The sequence below is a fragment of the Mixta sp. BE291 genome, from assembly GCF_031457955.1.
Lineage (GTDB): Bacteria > Pseudomonadota > Gammaproteobacteria > Enterobacterales > Enterobacteriaceae > Mixta.
This window is the reverse complement of sequence record NZ_JAVDXN010000001.1, coordinates 107619-123571: the sequence shown is the minus strand read 5'-3', so window position 1 is coordinate 123571 and position 15953 is coordinate 107619. Positions and strand designations below refer to the sequence as shown.

Genomic DNA, 15953 nt, shown 5'->3' with positions numbered 1-15953 from the left:
CAAATTGTTTGGTCGCCAGAGAGGGATCGGGGTATGATCCGCTCTCTTGTTATCGTTACAGGCAGTATTATGAACTGGCAAAAACTTCTGTTTGGTACCCTCTTTTTCATCATGGCGGTCGGCGGCACCGGCGGTCTGATGTTGGTGGGTTACACCATTATTTTACACTCCCGCTAATTGCGCGCTGCAGGCGCTCAAACAGCCGGTCCACCACCAGCGCAAGTAGCGCCGTCAGCACGGCTCCCTGAATCACATACGCCGTATTAAACCCGCTCAGGCCGATAATAATCGGCGACCCAAGGCTTTTCGCGCCAACCGTTGAGGCGATGGCGGCGGTGCCGATATTGATAATCACCGAGGTACGCACACCGGCGATAATCACCGCTGCCGCCAGCGGCAGCTCAACGCGTATTAAACTCTGCCAGCGACTCATCCCCACGCCCTGCGCCACTTCTTTGACGCTGGCGGGCACCGATTCGATTCCAGCCAGCGTGCCCTGTAATACCGGCAAAATGCCATAGAGCAGCAGCGCAATAACCGCGGGCTGTTCGCCAAAGCCGATCACCGGCACCGCGACCGCCAGCACCGCCACCGGCGGAAAAGTTTGCCCGGCGGCGGCCAGCGTTTCCACCAGCGGACGAAACTCCTGTCCGGCGCGGCGCGTTACCGCGATACCCGCGCCAAGGCCGATCAGCGTAGCGCCCAGGCTGGAGATGGCCACCAGACGCAGATGCGCCAGCGCCAGCTGCAAAAAGCTCTCTTGCTGATAGACCGGGCGATCCAGCTGCGGGAACCAGTGAGCGAACAGCGGGCCGCTCCACGGCGTCAACAACAGCAGCGCGATAAACAGCGCAATCAGCCACAGCAGCGGATCGCGCGCCAGCTGTTTCATGCGCCCTCCCGCTGACGCAGCAGATCGCTGAAGTGCAGCACGCCCAGCGGCTCGCCCTGCGCATCGGTGACCGGCAGCTTATCGGTTTGCCGCGCGATAAACAGCGACAGCGCCTCACGTAGCGACATCTCGGCCGCGATCGGCGTTTCCTCCAGCCATTCGCCGCGCCGCGCCGCGCTGCCCGCGTTGCCCAGCGCCAGCAGACGTACGCCCAGCTCGCTGCGGCCAAAAAAGTCACGCACAAAATCATTGGCGGGACGGGTGAGCAGCTCCACCGGTTTCCCCTGCTGCACAATGCGCCCGTTATCCATCAGCACAATGTTATCCGCCAGCGCCAGCGCCTCATCAATATCATGGGTCACCAGCACAATGGTTCGTCCGGAAAGGCGATGAATGCGCAGCATCTCCTGCTGTAACGCGCCGCGGGTAACCGGATCGAGCGCGCCGAACGGCTCATCCATTAGCAGCACTTCGGGATCGGCCGCCAGCGCCCGCGCCACGCCGACCCGCTGCTGCTGCCCGCCGGAAAGCTGATGCGGATAGCGCTGTCGCAAGGTTTCATCCAGATTCAGCAGCGTTAACAGCTCGCTGATGCGCGCCTGTTTTTTCGCCTGCGGCCATTTCAGCAGCCCCGGCACGGTGGCGATGTTTTTTTCCACTGTCCAGTGCGGAAACAGCCCGATCGACTGAATGGCGTAGCCCATCCGCCGCCGCAGCGCCTGCGGATTAAAGCTGCGAATCTCCTCACCGGCAAACTGAATGGTGCCTTCATCGTGCTCAATCAGCCGGTTGATCATTTTCAACGTGGTTGATTTACCCGAGCCGGAGGTGCCAATCAGCACGGTAAATTCACCGGCGGCGATATGCAGATCGATGCTGTCCACCGCCGCCTTACCGGCAAAATATTTACTCACCTGGTTAAACTGAATCATAAGGCGTTCCTTTGCAGCAGGGAGATAGCGATTTTAAACAGGGCATCCACCAGCACCGCCAGCGCGATAACCGGAATAACCCCCAACAGCACCAGCTCCAGCGCGCTGCTGAGCAGTCCCTGAAAGATAATGGCGCCGAAGCCGCCCGCGCCGATCAGCGCCGCAATCACCGCCATGCCCACCGTCTGGATGGTTACCACGCGCAAACCGCTGAGCAGCACCGGCAGCGCCAGCGGGATTTCCACCTGCCAGAAAATTTGCCCGCGCGACATGCCCATGCCACAGGCGCTCTCGCGTACGCCGTCCGGCACCTGTTGCAGACCCGCCACCACGCTGCGCACCAGCGGCAGCAGCGCATAGAGCACCAGCGCAATCAGCGCCGGGGCCAGACCAATGCCGCTGATGCCAAGCCGTCCCAGCCAGGGAAACTGCGCGGCCAGCCCGGCCAGCGGCGCGATCAACAGGCCAAACAGCGCCACGGAAGGCACGGTTTGAATAATATTCAGCACGGAAAAAACCAGGCTTTGCCAGCGCGCGCGGCGATAACAGAGCAGACCCAACGGTACGCCCAGCAGCAGCGCGGGTAACAGCGTCGCCAACAGCAGCAGCAGATGACGCGACAGCGCCTGGTCAAACACCTCCTGACGGGTAGCGTATTCTTTCAGCAGGGAGAGCTGATCGAGCTGGCCGCCGAGCAGCAGCGCCAGCAGCGGCAGCCAGACCTGCGCATTCAGCAGCAACCGCAACGGCGCGCTGCGCGTCAGACGCATCACGCTGTCAGCGGCGATCAGCAGGCAAAGTGCGCCAGCCGCCCAGAGCCCGCTGCCAAAGCCGGTACGCGCCAGCGCGCTGCCCTGCCCGGCCAGCGTTTGCGCCGCATGACCGCCCAACGCCACCAGCAGGGCGAGCAGAATTTCGCTCAGCAAAAGGGTCAGGATTAGCGTGGGACGATGCAGCGGCTGCCAGGCCAGCAGCAACAAGAGCGGAAGAATAAGCAGAATCAGCCAGCCTGCGCCCTGTAGCAGCTCAGACAGCATAACCGGCTGACCAGATACCAGGCGGTTAGGCGCATAGCTAATAAAGGGCAAGGCGAACAGCGCCGCTAGCAGCAGCGCCGTCAGCAACAGCAGCACGCGATTGCGTGGAAACAGGCGCGGCACGGTTTTACTGCTGCGGATCACAACAGTTTTTGCTGTTGCAGCCATTCAGCGGCCACCTTTTTCGCATCCTGACCTTCCACCGCAATTTTGGCGTTTAGCGACTGCAGGGTTTTCTCATCCAGCGCGCTAAACACCGGCTTCAGCCAGGCGGCGATTTCCGGATACTGTTTCAGGGCTGCCGCGCGGATCACCGGCGCAGGCGCGTAAATCGGCTGTACGCCTTCCGGATCGCTGAGCGTTTGCAGCCCCAGTGCCGCAACCGGCCCGTCGGTGCCGTAGGCCATCGCCGCGTTCACGCCGGAGGTTTGCTGCGCCGCCGCCTTGATGGTAACGGCAGTATCGCCGCCCGCCAGCGACAGCAGCTGATCCTGCTCCAGCTTAAAGCCATAGGCTTTTTCAAAAGCGGGCAGCGCGTCGGCGCGTTCAATAAATTCGGCGGAGGCGGCCAGCTTAAAGGTACCGCCCTGCTGCAAATAACGGCTCAGATCCGCCAGTGAAGCAAGCTGGTTTTTCTGCGCCAGATCGCCGCGTACCGCGATAGTCCAGGTATTATTCGCCGGTGCCGGTGTCAGCCAGACCAGCTGGTTTTTCTGTGCGTCCAGCGTTTTCACCTTTTCATAGCCCGCCTGCGCGTTTTTCCATGCCGCATCGCCTGCCAGGTTAAAGAAGAATGCGCCGTTGCCGGTGTATTCGGGATAGATATCCAGTTCGTCTGCGGTAATCGCGCCGCGCACCACCTGGGTATTGCCCAACTGGATTTTGTTAACCGTCGGCACGCCATGCTGATTTAACACCTGCAAAATAATGTTGCCCAGCAGCGAACCTTCCGTATCGATTTTTGACCCCACGCGCAGCGCATCGGCGGCCTGCGCGGTGCCAGCCAGCGTCATCATTGCGGCAGCGACCAACAAAGCGCGACGCGCAGTAGCAAAAGCCATGGCAATTTTCCTTTTAAGCAAAGTTATTCTGTCAAAGCGTAGCGCAAATCCCTGCGCGCGCTGCACAAATAGCACATTTCTGCGAGACGCGACGCAAGCTTAAGGCAGATGGAAAGAATGGCGGGCGGCACTCGGGCGCAGAGCGGCGCACGGGCTACCGCCGTAAGCCTGGGCACGGCGGCAGAAGGCTAGGCTTTTAGCGCATCGGCCTGCTGAAGAAAACGCATAAGCTGCGCGCGAATGCGCGGGAAGGTGTGCAAAAACCAGGGGGTAAAGCGCGTCGGGTCGAGAGTTATCTCTTGCTGAATCCTCTCCAGCGAGAGCCAGCGGCACGCATCCGCCTCATCAGGATTCAGCTGCGGCGAGGCGTCGCTAACCGCGAAAAATATGTGGCCAAATTCATGCTCGATCAACCCGTTGCTCAGCGACAGGTTATAGCTCAGCGTAAACATCGGCGTCAGGGTTAAAGCCAGCCCCATCTCTTCGCGCAGGCGTCTTTCGGCAGCGTGCTGCGTCGCTTCATGGGGATAGGGGTGACCGCAACAGGTATTGCTCCACAGGCCGCCGCAGTGATATTTATCGTTAGCGCGACGCTGTAGCAGCAGCTGGTGTTGATGATTGAAGACGTAAACCGTTACCGCGCGATGCAGTAAACCTTTTTCATGCGCCTCCAGCTTTTCCATTTTGCCGATGGGGCGATCAAGCTGATCAACAAGGATAACTTCAATAGCGGACATACAGGTTCCTTCGGATTAATCTCAGCTATTGTGTCATATCCGCTGCGTCTTATGCCGGAAAAACCGTTGCTTATTCATCTCAATATGTACAAAAAAGTAACCTGATTCATTGCTTTGCTCTGCTGCCCGCTAAGACAGCAGAGCCTGTCGGCTTAACGCTTACAGTTTGAAACGGGTAACCACCTGCTCCAGCTGCACGCTCTGCTCTTCCATCGCCTGGGCGGCGGCGGAAACCTGCTGTACCAGCGCGGCATTCTGTTGCGTGGTGCTATCCAGCTGGTTAATCGCCACGTTCACCTGATCGATGCCCATGCTCTGTTCACGGCTGGCGGACATGATCTCGCTCATCAAGGTGGTTACGCTGCTGACGCCCTGCATCAGTTCATCCATGGTACGGCCTGCTTCGTTGACCAGCTGGCTGCCCGCATCAATGCTGGCTACCGAGGTTTCGATCAGCTTTTTAATTTCACGCGCTGAGTTGGCGGAACGCTGCGCCAGATTACGTACTTCACTGGCGACCACCGCGAAACCGCGCCCTTGTTCGCCCGCCCGCGCCGCTTCTACCGCCGCGTTCAGCGCCAGAATATTGGTCTGGAAGGCGATGCTGTCGATCACGCTGATGATATCCACCACTTTACGGGAGGAGGCATCAATTTCCCCCATCGTCGCGACAACCTGCCGCACGACGCCGGTGCCGCGCACGGCCACTTTCGCGGCTTCGCCCGCCAGCTGGTTGGCGTGGGTGGCGTTGTCCGCATTCTGCCGCACGGTGCCCGTTAACTCTTCCATTGACGCGGCGGTTTGCACAATGGAACTTGACTGATCTTCGGTACGTGAAGAGAGATCAAGGTTGCCGCTGGCAATCTGGCGCGAGGCGGAGGTAATCGCCAACGCGCTGTCACCCACCTGGCGCATCAGCCCCTGCAGATAGCTGATAAACTGGTTAAAGCTCTCGGCAACGGCGTTGAATTCCGGGCTGTTGCTGGCGGGCAGGCGCTGGGTTAAATCGGCACCGCCGGTAGAGAGCGCCAGAATGTTGTCGTTAAGCAGGCTCAGACGCTTCATCATGCTGCGAATAAAGCCCAGCAGCACCAGCAGCAGCACGACAGCTAACGGGATCTGCACCATGCCGAGGCGGGAAATCATCGCGTGCGTTTGCTGCGTCAGCAGGCTGGTCGGCACATCGCTGGCAAGGTACCAGGGGCTGCCGCTGATCGGCTGAACAAACAGCGTACGGTCGCCCTCTTCACTCTGGTACTGGCTCTCGACCGGCTGCTTACCGACATTTGCCAGCAACGCCTTCAGCGGCGCGGCCATCGGCAGGTTAAGCTCGCTGAGATATTGCAGCTTCGGCGTGCCCTCCACCAGCGCCGCATTGCCGACCACTTTGCCATCGGCCTCAACGATCAGCACGCGCCCCTGAATGGCGGCGCCCATTTCTTGCGCCAGATGGTTAAAGAATCCCAGCGTGACGTCAATGGTGGCGACGCCCCAGGCGCTGCCGTTGCGGTAGATCGTCATGGCGCAGTTGGTGCGCGGCTGCGGGCTGGCGGCATCCTGATAGGCGTTAGCCCAGGCGCACTGCCCTTTACTGGCGGCAAGGCCCGCCTTATACCACGACTGCTCGTAGTAGCGATCCGCTTCTGGCGAGTTCCAGAACGTGTTTACCTGGAGCTGATTGCTGGCGTCACGGGCAAAAAAGGTGCTGAACTTTTCCCGATCGGCGGCGCGCATGTTCGGCAACGGCCAGATGCCGCCGCCAAATACGTTACTGTCATTATATTGATTCACCAGCGTCGGCAGCAGGCTGTCGATGGCGTTACTCTCCAGCACGCTGACCGTTTCGGTGATGGTGCGCTGCTGGGCCTGCACGCGGTTCATCTGTTCGATGATGCGCGCAGCGAGCGAATCGACTTCGTAGCGCACCAGGCGCTCTTCATTGGTTTTTAGCTGTGGGGCAACAAAAAGATTGATGACCACCACGGTGATCGCCATCAAAACAAGAAAAAATGCCACGATTGCGGCGGTAAAGCGTGCCTGCGTTGTTTTTAACATGTCCACACCACGTAACAGGAAGGGCATTATTGCCCTTCTCGTGTTAACGGCATGTAAACGGTTTCCTTGAGGCGATCGCCATCACACTTTACAAAACTTACACGCGGCCTGGCGGATGCTATTAGCTGACAACAGAAAGCGTTACGAAAATTTCTACTCTTCCTGCTCGACTACCTGCTGACGCGGACGGAAGATATGATTTGCGCCATATTGCTGCAGGCGCGTAACCAGCTGAATCCCCCCGTCGTCATCGGCCTGAGCAAAGGCCTGTTCGGCGGCGGTCACCGGCGTGGTCCACAGTAAATTTACCCGCTCGCCTTCGCGTTTCGGCAGCGTAAACTGCCCGCCTTCCGCGCCCAGCGTGGCGGAGAGCAGAAAGCCTTCAAAGCCCACCGGCGCCACGGATGACGGCAGCGTATGGCCTTCGCCCAGCCAGTTCAAACTGCTCCAGGGATAGTGCGCGTAGTTTGCCAGCGCGCTGGCCATTTGAATCGCGTTGTCTTCCGTCATCACTTCCGCATCGATCGCCATCGCCAGTTCCGTACGCCGATACTGCGGCGCCAGATCTTCATAGAGAAAATCGACCCACGGCATCGGACGAATGCACATGCCAAGGGTAAAGAAATACCAGACGCCCTGATGATAATGCTGCGAAATCGCCATCGGCGGCCACTGGCCTTGATCGATCGAGTAATATTTTAGCGACGGACCGTAGTGGGATTCGTAACATTGCAGCAGATCGTGCTGCACCGGCTGCCAGAGATGGCCATCGTGCCAGTCGCGCCAGAACTGGCGATGCGCCAGCGCCTGAGCGTAATAGCTATTGGTCGAGGCGGAGCCAAGCGGCGCGGTCAGGCGGTTTTCCCTGATGCAGCCCGCCGAGAAACTGACCTGCTTGTTTTGATAAAGACTCCAGCCGGGGATCACCGCCAGCAGCTGTCCCTGATACCACACCGCCGCGCCATCGTCAGTCGGCTCCCAGATAATTTGCAACCCGGCCGCATCAAGCGGCGGCTCCGCCTCCAGCGTACGACAACAGTCGGCGCTCAGCAGCGGCGCGATGCCCTGCTCTATCGCTTCGCGATCTTCTTCAAACGGCGCAGGCAGCAGATTACGCAGCCAGCAGCCGCGCACCGCAAAACGAGAGCGGAATGGCTCGGTGGGCCAGATGTAAAAATAGGCGGCCCGCTCGGTCTGTTCGATGATGGCGGTTAACGTCTGTTGCTGATTAGTCACCTCAGCAATCAACTGCGAATATGTCATAGTGCCTCAACGCAACGTGGAGGAATCCAGCTTCCCCGAGAATAGAGCAGGATCCCTTTTATTGCGACACAGCGGCAAGGGTAATAATCTCAAAAATCGCGCCCTACGCGCCGCATGGCACGCGGCAAGGCCCCGCCAGGCGCCGCCCAACGCAGCGTTTTCGCCAGCAGGCGGATACGTCGATCGAGGGCCGCCTGACGCTGCGCGCTGATGGTCAGGTCGCTCATCTGCTGCGCCCACTCCGGCAGCAGCCCCATTCCCGCTTCCATCAGCGTGCCCATTACCAGCTTTGCTGGCCTGCTGGGTGCCGGTGCCTGCCGCAGGAGCCTGATGACCTCCTGCGTACGCGCATCGCAGCACAGCTGCGGCCGCATCTGTTGCAGCCACGCCTCTACCGCCTGCACGCTTTTCGGCACCTGACGCGCCCCCAGCGCCTCCGCCACCCGCGCCGCCTCGGCATAATAGCGATCCTGTTCGGCCAGGCTGAGCGCCGGGTTTTTATAACGCAGATGGGCAGCAAGAAAGCAGCTGGATTCGGCGACATGCACCCAGGTTAGCAGCTCAGGATCGCTGGCGGCATACGGCTTGCCGTAGGCGTCAACGCCGTTTACCTGTAAATGGATGCGCTTAACCCGTTCAATCAGCGTCAGCGCATCGGCGCGATTACCGAAGGTGGTGACGGCGATAAACTGGCTGGTACGGCGTAAACGGCCCAGCATATCCTGACGAAACGAGGAGTGATCCCAGACGCCCGCCAGCGCCGACGGATGCAGCATTTGCAGCAGCAGCGCGCTGATGCCGCCGCACAGCATTGAAGTAAAATCGCCGTGTACCGGCCAGACCACGCTGTCCGGCCCGAACAGCCCCGGATCGCCCGGCGGCTGCGACAGATCGAACTCATTGAGCGCCAGCCCGTTGACCCGAAAAACCTGCTTCTCAATGCGTTTGCGTAAAAATTCCATTACATATCCGTGGTTTCTTAAGCTGCCGCTGCGTTCTGCAATAAACAAACACACTCTTTTACGCAGAATTACCACTTCGCCAGTCTATTGATTAATAAGGTTAATATTTAATAAGCAAAGTACAAATGTGCATAAAGCGTTAACTTTCATCTACTTGTAAGCGAAACGCAGATTATTTGCCTGCTTTCACTCCTTCTACCAGGCTTTTATGGCAACCGCAGCACACCAACACCTAATTAATAGGGAGATAAGCGTTATGACTATGCAATCGTTAAACGATCTGTTTGTTCATACTCTATGCGATGTTTACAGTGCTGAAGTTCAGTTAACCAAGGCACTGCCGAAAATGGCCGAAGCCGCCACTGAAACTCAACTTGCCGAAGGGTTCATGCAGCATCTGGAAGAGACCAAAGGCCATATCGAGCGCCTTGATCAGGTTATCCAGGCGCTTGACGATGTGGAAATGGAAAATGTCACCTGTGTGGCAATGGAAGGGCTGATTAAAGAAGGCGAAGAGATTATTCAGGAAGTGGAAGAAGGGCCAGTACGCGATGCGGGCCTGATTGTTGCCGCTCAGAAAGTAGAACATTATGAAATCTCCACCTACGGCTCGCTGATGGCGTTGGCGAAAAATCTGGGCTACGACAACGTTATTTCTATCCTGCAAAATACCCTGGATGAAGAAAAAGCGACCGATGAGAAACTTACCATGCTGGCTGAGCAACAGGTTAATCAGCACGCCGCCTGACGGCGGCGATCATGAAGTGATCTTATTGGGCGTTTTGAACAGAGCATGAATGAGCCGATCGGTTGGCTGCCGATCGGTTTTTTTATGGGTCTCATAGCAGGCTACGGTTTTCCAGCAGAAATTCAATCAGCGCCCGACTTTTGCGCGGCAGCGGCGCACCGCCGGGAAACACCAGGCTAATCGGCTGCTCCGGCAGCGTCCATTCAGGAAACAGCACCGTTAAACGCTGCTGCGCCACCTCTTCACGAATCATCCACTCCGGTAACAGCGCCACGCCCAATCCGGCCAGCGCCAGCGCACGCACCGCCGCCGCATTATTAGCGCTATAGCGCGCCTTGCCCTGCACCCTTACCGCGCCATGCTGCGGATGCCTGAGCGTCCACTGAAGCGGCGAGGCGAGATGGCTATTGGCAATCCATTCCACTTCCGCCAGCGCCTGCACGTGGGTTAACGGATGCGCCTCAAGCCAGTCAGGCGTCGCCACCAGCTGAATGGCATAGCTGCCCAGGCGGCGACTTTTCAGCGATGAGTCACGCAGTGTACCCAGCCGCACCGCCAGATCAAGCCGCTCGGAGAGAAAGTCGTTGAGCGAGGAATCGGCATAGTAACTGACGTTAAGCTGCGGATGCAGCGCACAAAACTTCCCCAACAGCGGCAGTAAAAAATGGTTGCCGAATTCGGCGGTGGAGGTGATGCGCAAAGTACCCGCCAGCGCCTGCTGACGGCTGGCGGCGCGGTCGAGCGCCCGATCGACGCGCTGAAAAATGTCGCTAAAGTCATGATAAAGCGCCCGCCCCGCTTCGGTGAGCGCGACCCCTTTGGCGCTACGGATCAGCAGCGGCGCATTTAAGGCGGTTTCCAGCGCCTTTACGTCAATGCTTACCATGGCTTTACTGATAAACAGCCGCTCCGCCGCGCGGGTAAACGAGCCGCAGTCAACCACGGCCATAAAAGTGCGAATACGTCCAAGATGGTTTTGCATAAAGTTTAGTTTTGTTAAATTCCAGGTTTGATTTTATTAAATCGATTTATGGTCGTCACGCCTCTTACACTGCGCCACGGAGGAATGCCATGACCTATCGCTATCGTATCGCCCTGATTTTTCTTGCTGGTTTCTTTATCGACTGCATCAATATTTTTATGTCCACCATCGCCCTGCCTGATATTGCGCTGCGGCTGATGGTGTCGTCCGCTAACGTAGTCTGGGTTGCCAATAGCTATATCCTGGGCCTGACGCTGGTCATCCCCGTCAGCCCGTGGCTGGCTGGTCGCTTTGGCGCGCGTAACATTATCGTTGCCTCAATGCTGATTTTTTCCGCAGCGGCGCTGATGTCCGGGCTGGCCGGGCACTTTATTACGCTGACGCTGTGGCGTTTTTTGCAAGGTCTCGGCGGCGGGATGTTGATCCCGGTGGGCCAGGCGCTGGCCGTTAATTTATTTCAACAACAAGAACGCGCCCGACTCTCGACGCTGATTATGAGCGTAGCGTTGATTGCGCCAGCCATTTCGCCTGTTGTTGGCGGCGCGATAGTGGATAGCGCGTCGTGGCGCTGGGTAATGCTGGCGCCGTTGCCCTTTAGCCTGGCGACGGCACTGCTGGCGGCGCTTTGGGTAAAGCGCCCGTTTCCCGCCAGCGCCCGACCCGATTTGCTCGGCCTGCTGCTGGTGAGCCTGACGCTGGCGCTGATTTTGTGCGGTCTGTCGGGTTACGCCGACGCCGCAACAAAAACGCTGCCGCTGCTGACGCTGCTGGTCGGCATGCTTTGCGGCGTGGGCTACCTGCGTTACGCCCGATCGCGGTCTGATGCGCTGATTGATGTGCAACTGATGCGCTATCCGCGTATGGCCTTTTCACTGGTGGTTTATTACGCCATTCCCGGCCTGTTTACCGGGGTCAATGTGCTGGCCGCCTTCTGGCTACAGCACTATTTTGGCTGGTCAGCGGAAAAGACCGGCGCGCTGATGCTGCTTTACGCGGCGGGCGCGCTGGGGGCGATTCTGGCCTGCGGACGCGTCTATAACCGGCTCGGCGCGGCGCGTCTGTTTGCCCTCGGACTGCTGTTGCATGCGGCAGGCATCGCCTTGCTGGCGCTGGCGCATCCGCACGGCGGCGTGTTCTGGTTGCCGATGGCTTATCTGTTGATGGGCGTCGGCGGCGGCATTGGCGCCAATACAGCGCAAACCACCGCCCTGCTCGATTTTACCGGCGAGGCGCTTGCCCGCGCCAGCGTGATATGGAACCTTAACCGGCAGATTGCCTTCAGCTTCGGCGCGGCGCTGCTTACCCTGATTTTCAGCGTCACGCGGCACTATGGCTCGCCCACTACCGCCTGGCCGCTGACGTTTATTATCAGCGCGGCGCTGGGCCTGCTGCCGTTGCTGGCGCTGTTACCGTTAACAAAACAGAGGATCCCCCATGCAAACTGAAAACGAAGCCCTTGCCTGCCAAAGCGTCTATCTGCTGCACCAGTGGATAGAAACCGTTTTTACCCAGCCGCGGTCAGAGGCGGTTTTGCAGCAGCTGCTGACCAGTTTCCATCCGGCCTTCACTATGGTGACCACCGCGGGCAATACCGTTACGCTGGATGCGGTACAGGCGCTGTTTCATCAGCATGCTGGCAGCCGTGAGGGGTTACGCATTGAAATCGATGCCTGTACGGTGCTGGCTACTACGCCTGATAGCGTGCTGTGCCGCTATCGGGAAACGCATCATCAGGCAGGTATCGCTCAGGCGCGCTGGTCGGTGGCGCTGATAGAGGTGGTGCAGCAACAGGCGCGCTGGCGTTTTTTACAGGAAACGGCGATTGCCTGACGCCAGCGTTTAACCGCAGGCGATGGCACACCAGGCATAAGACCTTTATCAGACAGCGTCGCCCGGCCTGGAGATTATCGCTATGCTGTGAATAACGAAAACAGAGGCAAGCGCTTCGGGAGCATTGGATGAAAAACAGGATTACCTTGATTACCGGCGCAAGTCGCGGGATCGGGCGTGCCACCGCGCTGCTGCTGGCGCAACAAGGCCATACGCTCTGTATCAACTATCGCAGCCAGCAGGCGCAGGCTGACGAGGTGGTGGCGCTGATTCGGCGCAACGGCGGCAACGCTCTCGCCGTCGCGGCGGATATTGCTGAGGAACAACAGGTGGTGGCGATGTTTCAACGCATCGATCGCGACCTCGGCCCACTTACCGGGCTGGTGAATAATGCCGGCATCCTGCAACAGCAGGCCTCTATTGAGCAACTGGATGCGCAGCGTATCGCCACGGTTTTTGCCACCAACGTCAGCGGCAGCTTTATCTGCGCGCGCGAAGCGGTAAAGCGCATGGCGCTGCGCCATGGCGGACAGGGCGGCGCGATTGTTAATGTCTCTTCCGCCGCCTCGCGGCTTGGCGCGCCGCATGAATATATTGACTATGCCGCGTCGAAAGGGGCGATCGATACGCTGACCACCGGCCTGTCGCTGGAGGTCGCGGCGCAGGGCATCCGCGTCAACGCCGTGCGGCCGGGCCTGATTTACACCGACATGCACGCCGACGGCGGCGAGCCGGGACGGGTGGATCGGGTGAAGGCGCATCTGCCGATGAAGCGCGGCGGTCAGCCCGAAGAGGTGGCGCAGGCGATCGCCTGGCTGCTCTCCGATGCGGCTTCTTACGTTACCGGCAGCTTTATCGATATGGCGGGCGGCAAATAATCACGCCACGCAGGCATAAAAAAACCGACCCGGTTCAGGGTCGGTTCTGCGTGGAATGTCAGGAGGGCATCAGGCTTGCGCAGCGCTTAATACCCCTTTCCTGCGGCATCGCCTTTACAGATAGGTGAACTCCGCATCCTGCGTTCTCACTGAATCCAGGCCAATCATCACCTTAAATTTGCCTGGCTCTGCGACCTGCTGCATCTGCTGATTCCAGAACGTCAGCGCATCGACATCAATCGGGAAACGCACGGTTTGCGACTCGCCCGCCTTCAGCATGATGCGCTTAAAGCCGCGCAGCTCTTTTACCGGACGGCTGACGCTGGCGACTTTGTCGTTCAGGTACAGCTGCACCACCGTTGCGCCATCGCGCTTGCCGCTATTGGTCACCGTGACGCTGGCCTCAACCTTGCCGTTACGCGGCATGGTCGGCGAGGAGAGCGTGACCGGCGAAACGCGGAAGCTGGTGTAGCTCAGGCCGTAACCAAAGGGATAGAGCGGACCATTCACTTCATCATAATAGTGTGAAGTATATTTGTTCGGCTTCGCGGCATTATAGGGTCGACCGGTTGGCAAGTGATTGTAATAAATCGGGATCTGCCCTACCGAGCGTGGGAAGGAAACCGGCAGCTTGCCTGACGGGTTATAGTCGCCAAACAGCACGTCGGCGATGGCGTTGCCCCCTTCGGTGCCGCTAAACCAGGTTTCCAGCAGCGCATCGGCCTGCTGATCTTCATGCACCAGCGCGAGCGCGCGGCCGTTCATTAGCACCAGCACCAGCGGTTTGCCGGTGGTTTTCAGCGCCGCCAGCAGCTTTTTCTGGCTTTCCGGCAGCGTCAGGTTGGTACGGCTGGAGGCTTCATGCGCCATGCCCTGCGCCTCACCTACCGCGACCACCACCACATCTGATTTTTTCGCCGTCGCCACCGCCTCGTCGATCATCTGCTGCGGCGTACGGCTATCGACGCTCACCGCCTGCTCATAGAGGTTCAGGAAATCCTGAATCCCTTTATGATCGGTGATATTCGCGCCTTTGGCATACAGCAGCGTCGCTTTGCCCGCAGTGGCGTTTTTCATCCCCTGCAGCAGCGTCACCGACTGCTTCGCCACGCCCGCCGCCGACCAGCTGCCCATAATATCGCGCTGGCTGTCCGCCAGCGGGCCTACCAGCGCGATGGTGCCGGATTTTTTCAGCGGCAGCGTGTCCAGCCGGTTTTTCAACAGCACCATGCTGGCGCGCGCCACGTCACGCGCATCTTCACGATGCAGGCGGCTTTCCGCATTGGTATCCGCCGGATCGCTGCCTTTCGGCCCTAAATGACTGTAGGGATCGTTAAACAGCCCCATATCATATTTCACGTTCAGCACGTGACGCGCCGCGTCGTCAATCTCCTGCTGCGAGACCACGCCGCGTTTCACCAGCCCCGGCAGATACTGACTGTAATAGACATCGCTCATGCTCATGTCGATACCGGCTTTTAACGCAACCCGTACCGCATCCTCAGGATCGCTGGCGACGCCATGCTTGATCAGCTCTTTGATGGCGCCGTGATCGCTGATGGTGATGCCTTTGAATTTCCACTGGTCACGCAGCAGATCTTTCAGTAGCCAGCTGTTGGCGGTAGCCGGTACGCCGTTGATGGAATTCAGCGACACCATCACGCCGCCGCTGCCGGCGTCCAGCGACGCTTTATACGGCGGCATATAATCCTGGAACATGCGCTGCGGACTCATGTCCACGGTGTTGTAATCGCGTCCGCCCTCAACGGCGCCATACAGCGCAAAGTGCTTAACGCTGGTCATCACCGCATGGCGATCCGCCGGGCTTTTGCCCTGCATCGCCGCAACCATGGCGCTGCCCATTTTGGCCGTCAGGAACGTATCCTCACCAAAGCCTTCCGAGCCGCGGCCCCAGCGCGGTTCGCGCGTGACGTCCACCATCGGCGCCCAGGTCATGTTCAGGCCGTCGTCCGCCGCCTCATACGCCGAGACGCGCCCCACGCGGCTGACCGCATCAAGATCCCAGCTGGCCGCCAGGCCTAACGGAATCGGGAAAATCGTGCGCTGTCCGTGTACCACGTCATAGGCGAAAAACAGCGGAATTTTCAGGCGGCTTAGCTGCATCACCTGATCCTGCATCACGCGAATATCGGGACGGGTAACGGTATTGAAAATCGCCCCGACCTGCCCTTTTTCGATCATGTCGCGGATCGCTTCTTTTGGGTTATCCGGGCCAACGCTGATCAACCGCAGCTGACCAATTTTTTCATCCAGCGTCATTTTCGCCAGCAGATCGGTGACAAACGCATCGCGCGCTTCGGGCGTCATGGCATGGGGACCGAACAGATCGTCAGCGAAGGCGGGCTGCACCGCCAGAGAAACAGCAAGACTCAGGGAGTAAATCCATTTCATCAGATTGGGCTCTCAACAAAGACGCAGGACGGGTGTTATACCCTAAATAAGTGCGGATAACATAGCGAACAGGCGCAACAGCAACAGAATAGCAGGAAGTTTTACTATTGAACGCTTTTGTGTCGAAGCTGCTACAGTAAATTTGACTCACATAACAGGACAAT

Annotated in this window: 15 protein-coding genes; 5 read left to right on the top strand and 10 right to left on the bottom strand. The window is 58.8% G+C overall.

Annotated elements, in window-relative coordinates; genetic code table 11:
* The first annotated feature begins 33 nt into the window (after positions 1-33).
* The gene (locus tag J2X14_RS00535; RefSeq protein ID WP_352410153.1) at positions 34-177 is read left to right on the top strand and encodes a YohO family small membrane protein; all 144 of its coding nucleotides are present in this window, start codon (positions 34-36) and stop codon (positions 175-177) included.
* On the opposite strand, the gene J2X14_RS00530 is transcribed toward J2X14_RS00535, so the two are convergent.
* The 8 genes from J2X14_RS00530 to J2X14_RS00495 form a co-directional block, all read right to left on the bottom strand.
* A complete protein-coding gene (locus J2X14_RS00530) occupies positions 158-892 on the bottom strand; it encodes an ABC transporter permease (protein ID WP_352409279.1) in 735 nt (244 codons plus the stop codon). The genes J2X14_RS00535 and J2X14_RS00530 overlap by 20 nt on opposite strands.
* Complete coding sequence (locus J2X14_RS00525; protein ID WP_352409278.1) at positions 889-1824, bottom strand: ABC transporter ATP-binding protein; 936 nt, start codon at positions 1822-1824, stop codon at positions 889-891. The genes J2X14_RS00530 and J2X14_RS00525 overlap by 4 nt, the downstream gene beginning before the upstream one ends.
* The gene (locus tag J2X14_RS00520) at positions 1821-3029 is read right to left on the bottom strand and encodes an ABC transporter permease (RefSeq protein ID WP_352409277.1); all 1209 of its coding nucleotides are present in this window, start codon (positions 3027-3029) and stop codon (positions 1821-1823) included. The genes J2X14_RS00525 and J2X14_RS00520 overlap by 4 nt, the downstream gene beginning before the upstream one ends.
* Positions 3002-3877, bottom strand: a complete 876-nt coding sequence (gene osmF / locus J2X14_RS00515; protein ID WP_502889954.1) for a glycine betaine ABC transporter substrate-binding protein OsmF — start codon at positions 3875-3877, stop codon at positions 3002-3004. Before osmF ends, J2X14_RS00520 begins: the two co-directional genes overlap by 28 nt.
* A 233-nt stretch (positions 3878-4110) precedes the next feature.
* Positions 4111-4659, bottom strand: coding sequence for an isopentenyl-diphosphate Delta-isomerase (gene idi, locus J2X14_RS00510; RefSeq protein WP_352409275.1), 549 nt, complete (start codon positions 4657-4659; stop codon positions 4111-4113).
* Between the two features lie 159 nt (positions 4660-4818).
* Entirely contained in the window at positions 4819-6714 is a 1896-nt protein-coding gene (locus J2X14_RS00505; RefSeq protein WP_352409274.1) for a methyl-accepting chemotaxis protein, read from the bottom strand.
* A gap of 153 nt (positions 6715-6867) precedes the next feature.
* Positions 6868-7977, bottom strand: a complete 1110-nt coding sequence (locus J2X14_RS00500) for a suppressor of fused domain protein (RefSeq protein ID WP_352409273.1) — start codon at positions 7975-7977, stop codon at positions 6868-6870.
* Between the two features lie 89 nt (positions 7978-8066).
* Positions 8067-8939 (bottom strand): oxygenase MpaB family protein, encoded by an 873-nt coding sequence (locus tag J2X14_RS00495; RefSeq protein WP_352409272.1) that lies wholly within the window; start codon positions 8937-8939, stop codon positions 8067-8069.
* A gap of 256 nt (positions 8940-9195) precedes the next feature.
* Here J2X14_RS00495 and J2X14_RS00490 point away from each other — a divergent pair, with 256 nt between their 5' ends.
* Positions 9196-9687: a YciE/YciF ferroxidase family protein gene (locus J2X14_RS00490; RefSeq protein WP_352409271.1), complete on the top strand. Its 492-nt coding sequence runs from the start codon at positions 9196-9198 to the stop codon at positions 9685-9687.
* Positions 9688-9778: 91 nt separating this feature from the next.
* On the opposite strand, the gene J2X14_RS00485 is transcribed toward J2X14_RS00490, so the two are convergent.
* Positions 9779-10669 carry a LysR family transcriptional regulator gene (locus J2X14_RS00485; protein WP_352409270.1) on the bottom strand — a complete coding sequence of 297 codons (891 nt, stop codon included), beginning with the start codon at positions 10667-10669 and terminating at the stop codon, positions 9779-9781.
* A gap of 89 nt (positions 10670-10758) precedes the next feature.
* Between J2X14_RS00485 and J2X14_RS00480 the strand changes: the two genes are divergently transcribed.
* The 3 genes from J2X14_RS00480 to J2X14_RS00470 all read left to right on the top strand — a co-directional run bounded on the left by J2X14_RS00480 (position 10759) and on the right by J2X14_RS00470 (position 13377).
* Positions 10759-12114: an MFS transporter gene (locus tag J2X14_RS00480; RefSeq protein WP_352409269.1), complete on the top strand. Its 1356-nt coding sequence runs from the start codon at positions 10759-10761 to the stop codon at positions 12112-12114.
* Positions 12104-12499, top strand: a complete 396-nt coding sequence (locus J2X14_RS00475; protein WP_352409268.1) for a hypothetical protein — start codon at positions 12104-12106, stop codon at positions 12497-12499. The genes J2X14_RS00480 and J2X14_RS00475 overlap by 11 nt, the downstream gene beginning before the upstream one ends.
* A 128-nt stretch (positions 12500-12627) precedes the next feature.
* A complete protein-coding gene (locus J2X14_RS00470; protein ID WP_352409267.1) occupies positions 12628-13377 on the top strand; it encodes an SDR family oxidoreductase in 750 nt (249 codons plus the stop codon).
* Positions 13378-13491: 114 nt separating this feature from the next.
* Here J2X14_RS00470 and bglX read toward each other — a convergent pair whose 3' ends face one another.
* Positions 13492-15789: a beta-glucosidase BglX gene (bglX, locus tag J2X14_RS00465; RefSeq protein WP_352409266.1), complete on the bottom strand. Its 2298-nt coding sequence runs from the start codon at positions 15787-15789 to the stop codon at positions 13492-13494.
* Positions 15790-15953: the final 164 nt, after the last annotated feature.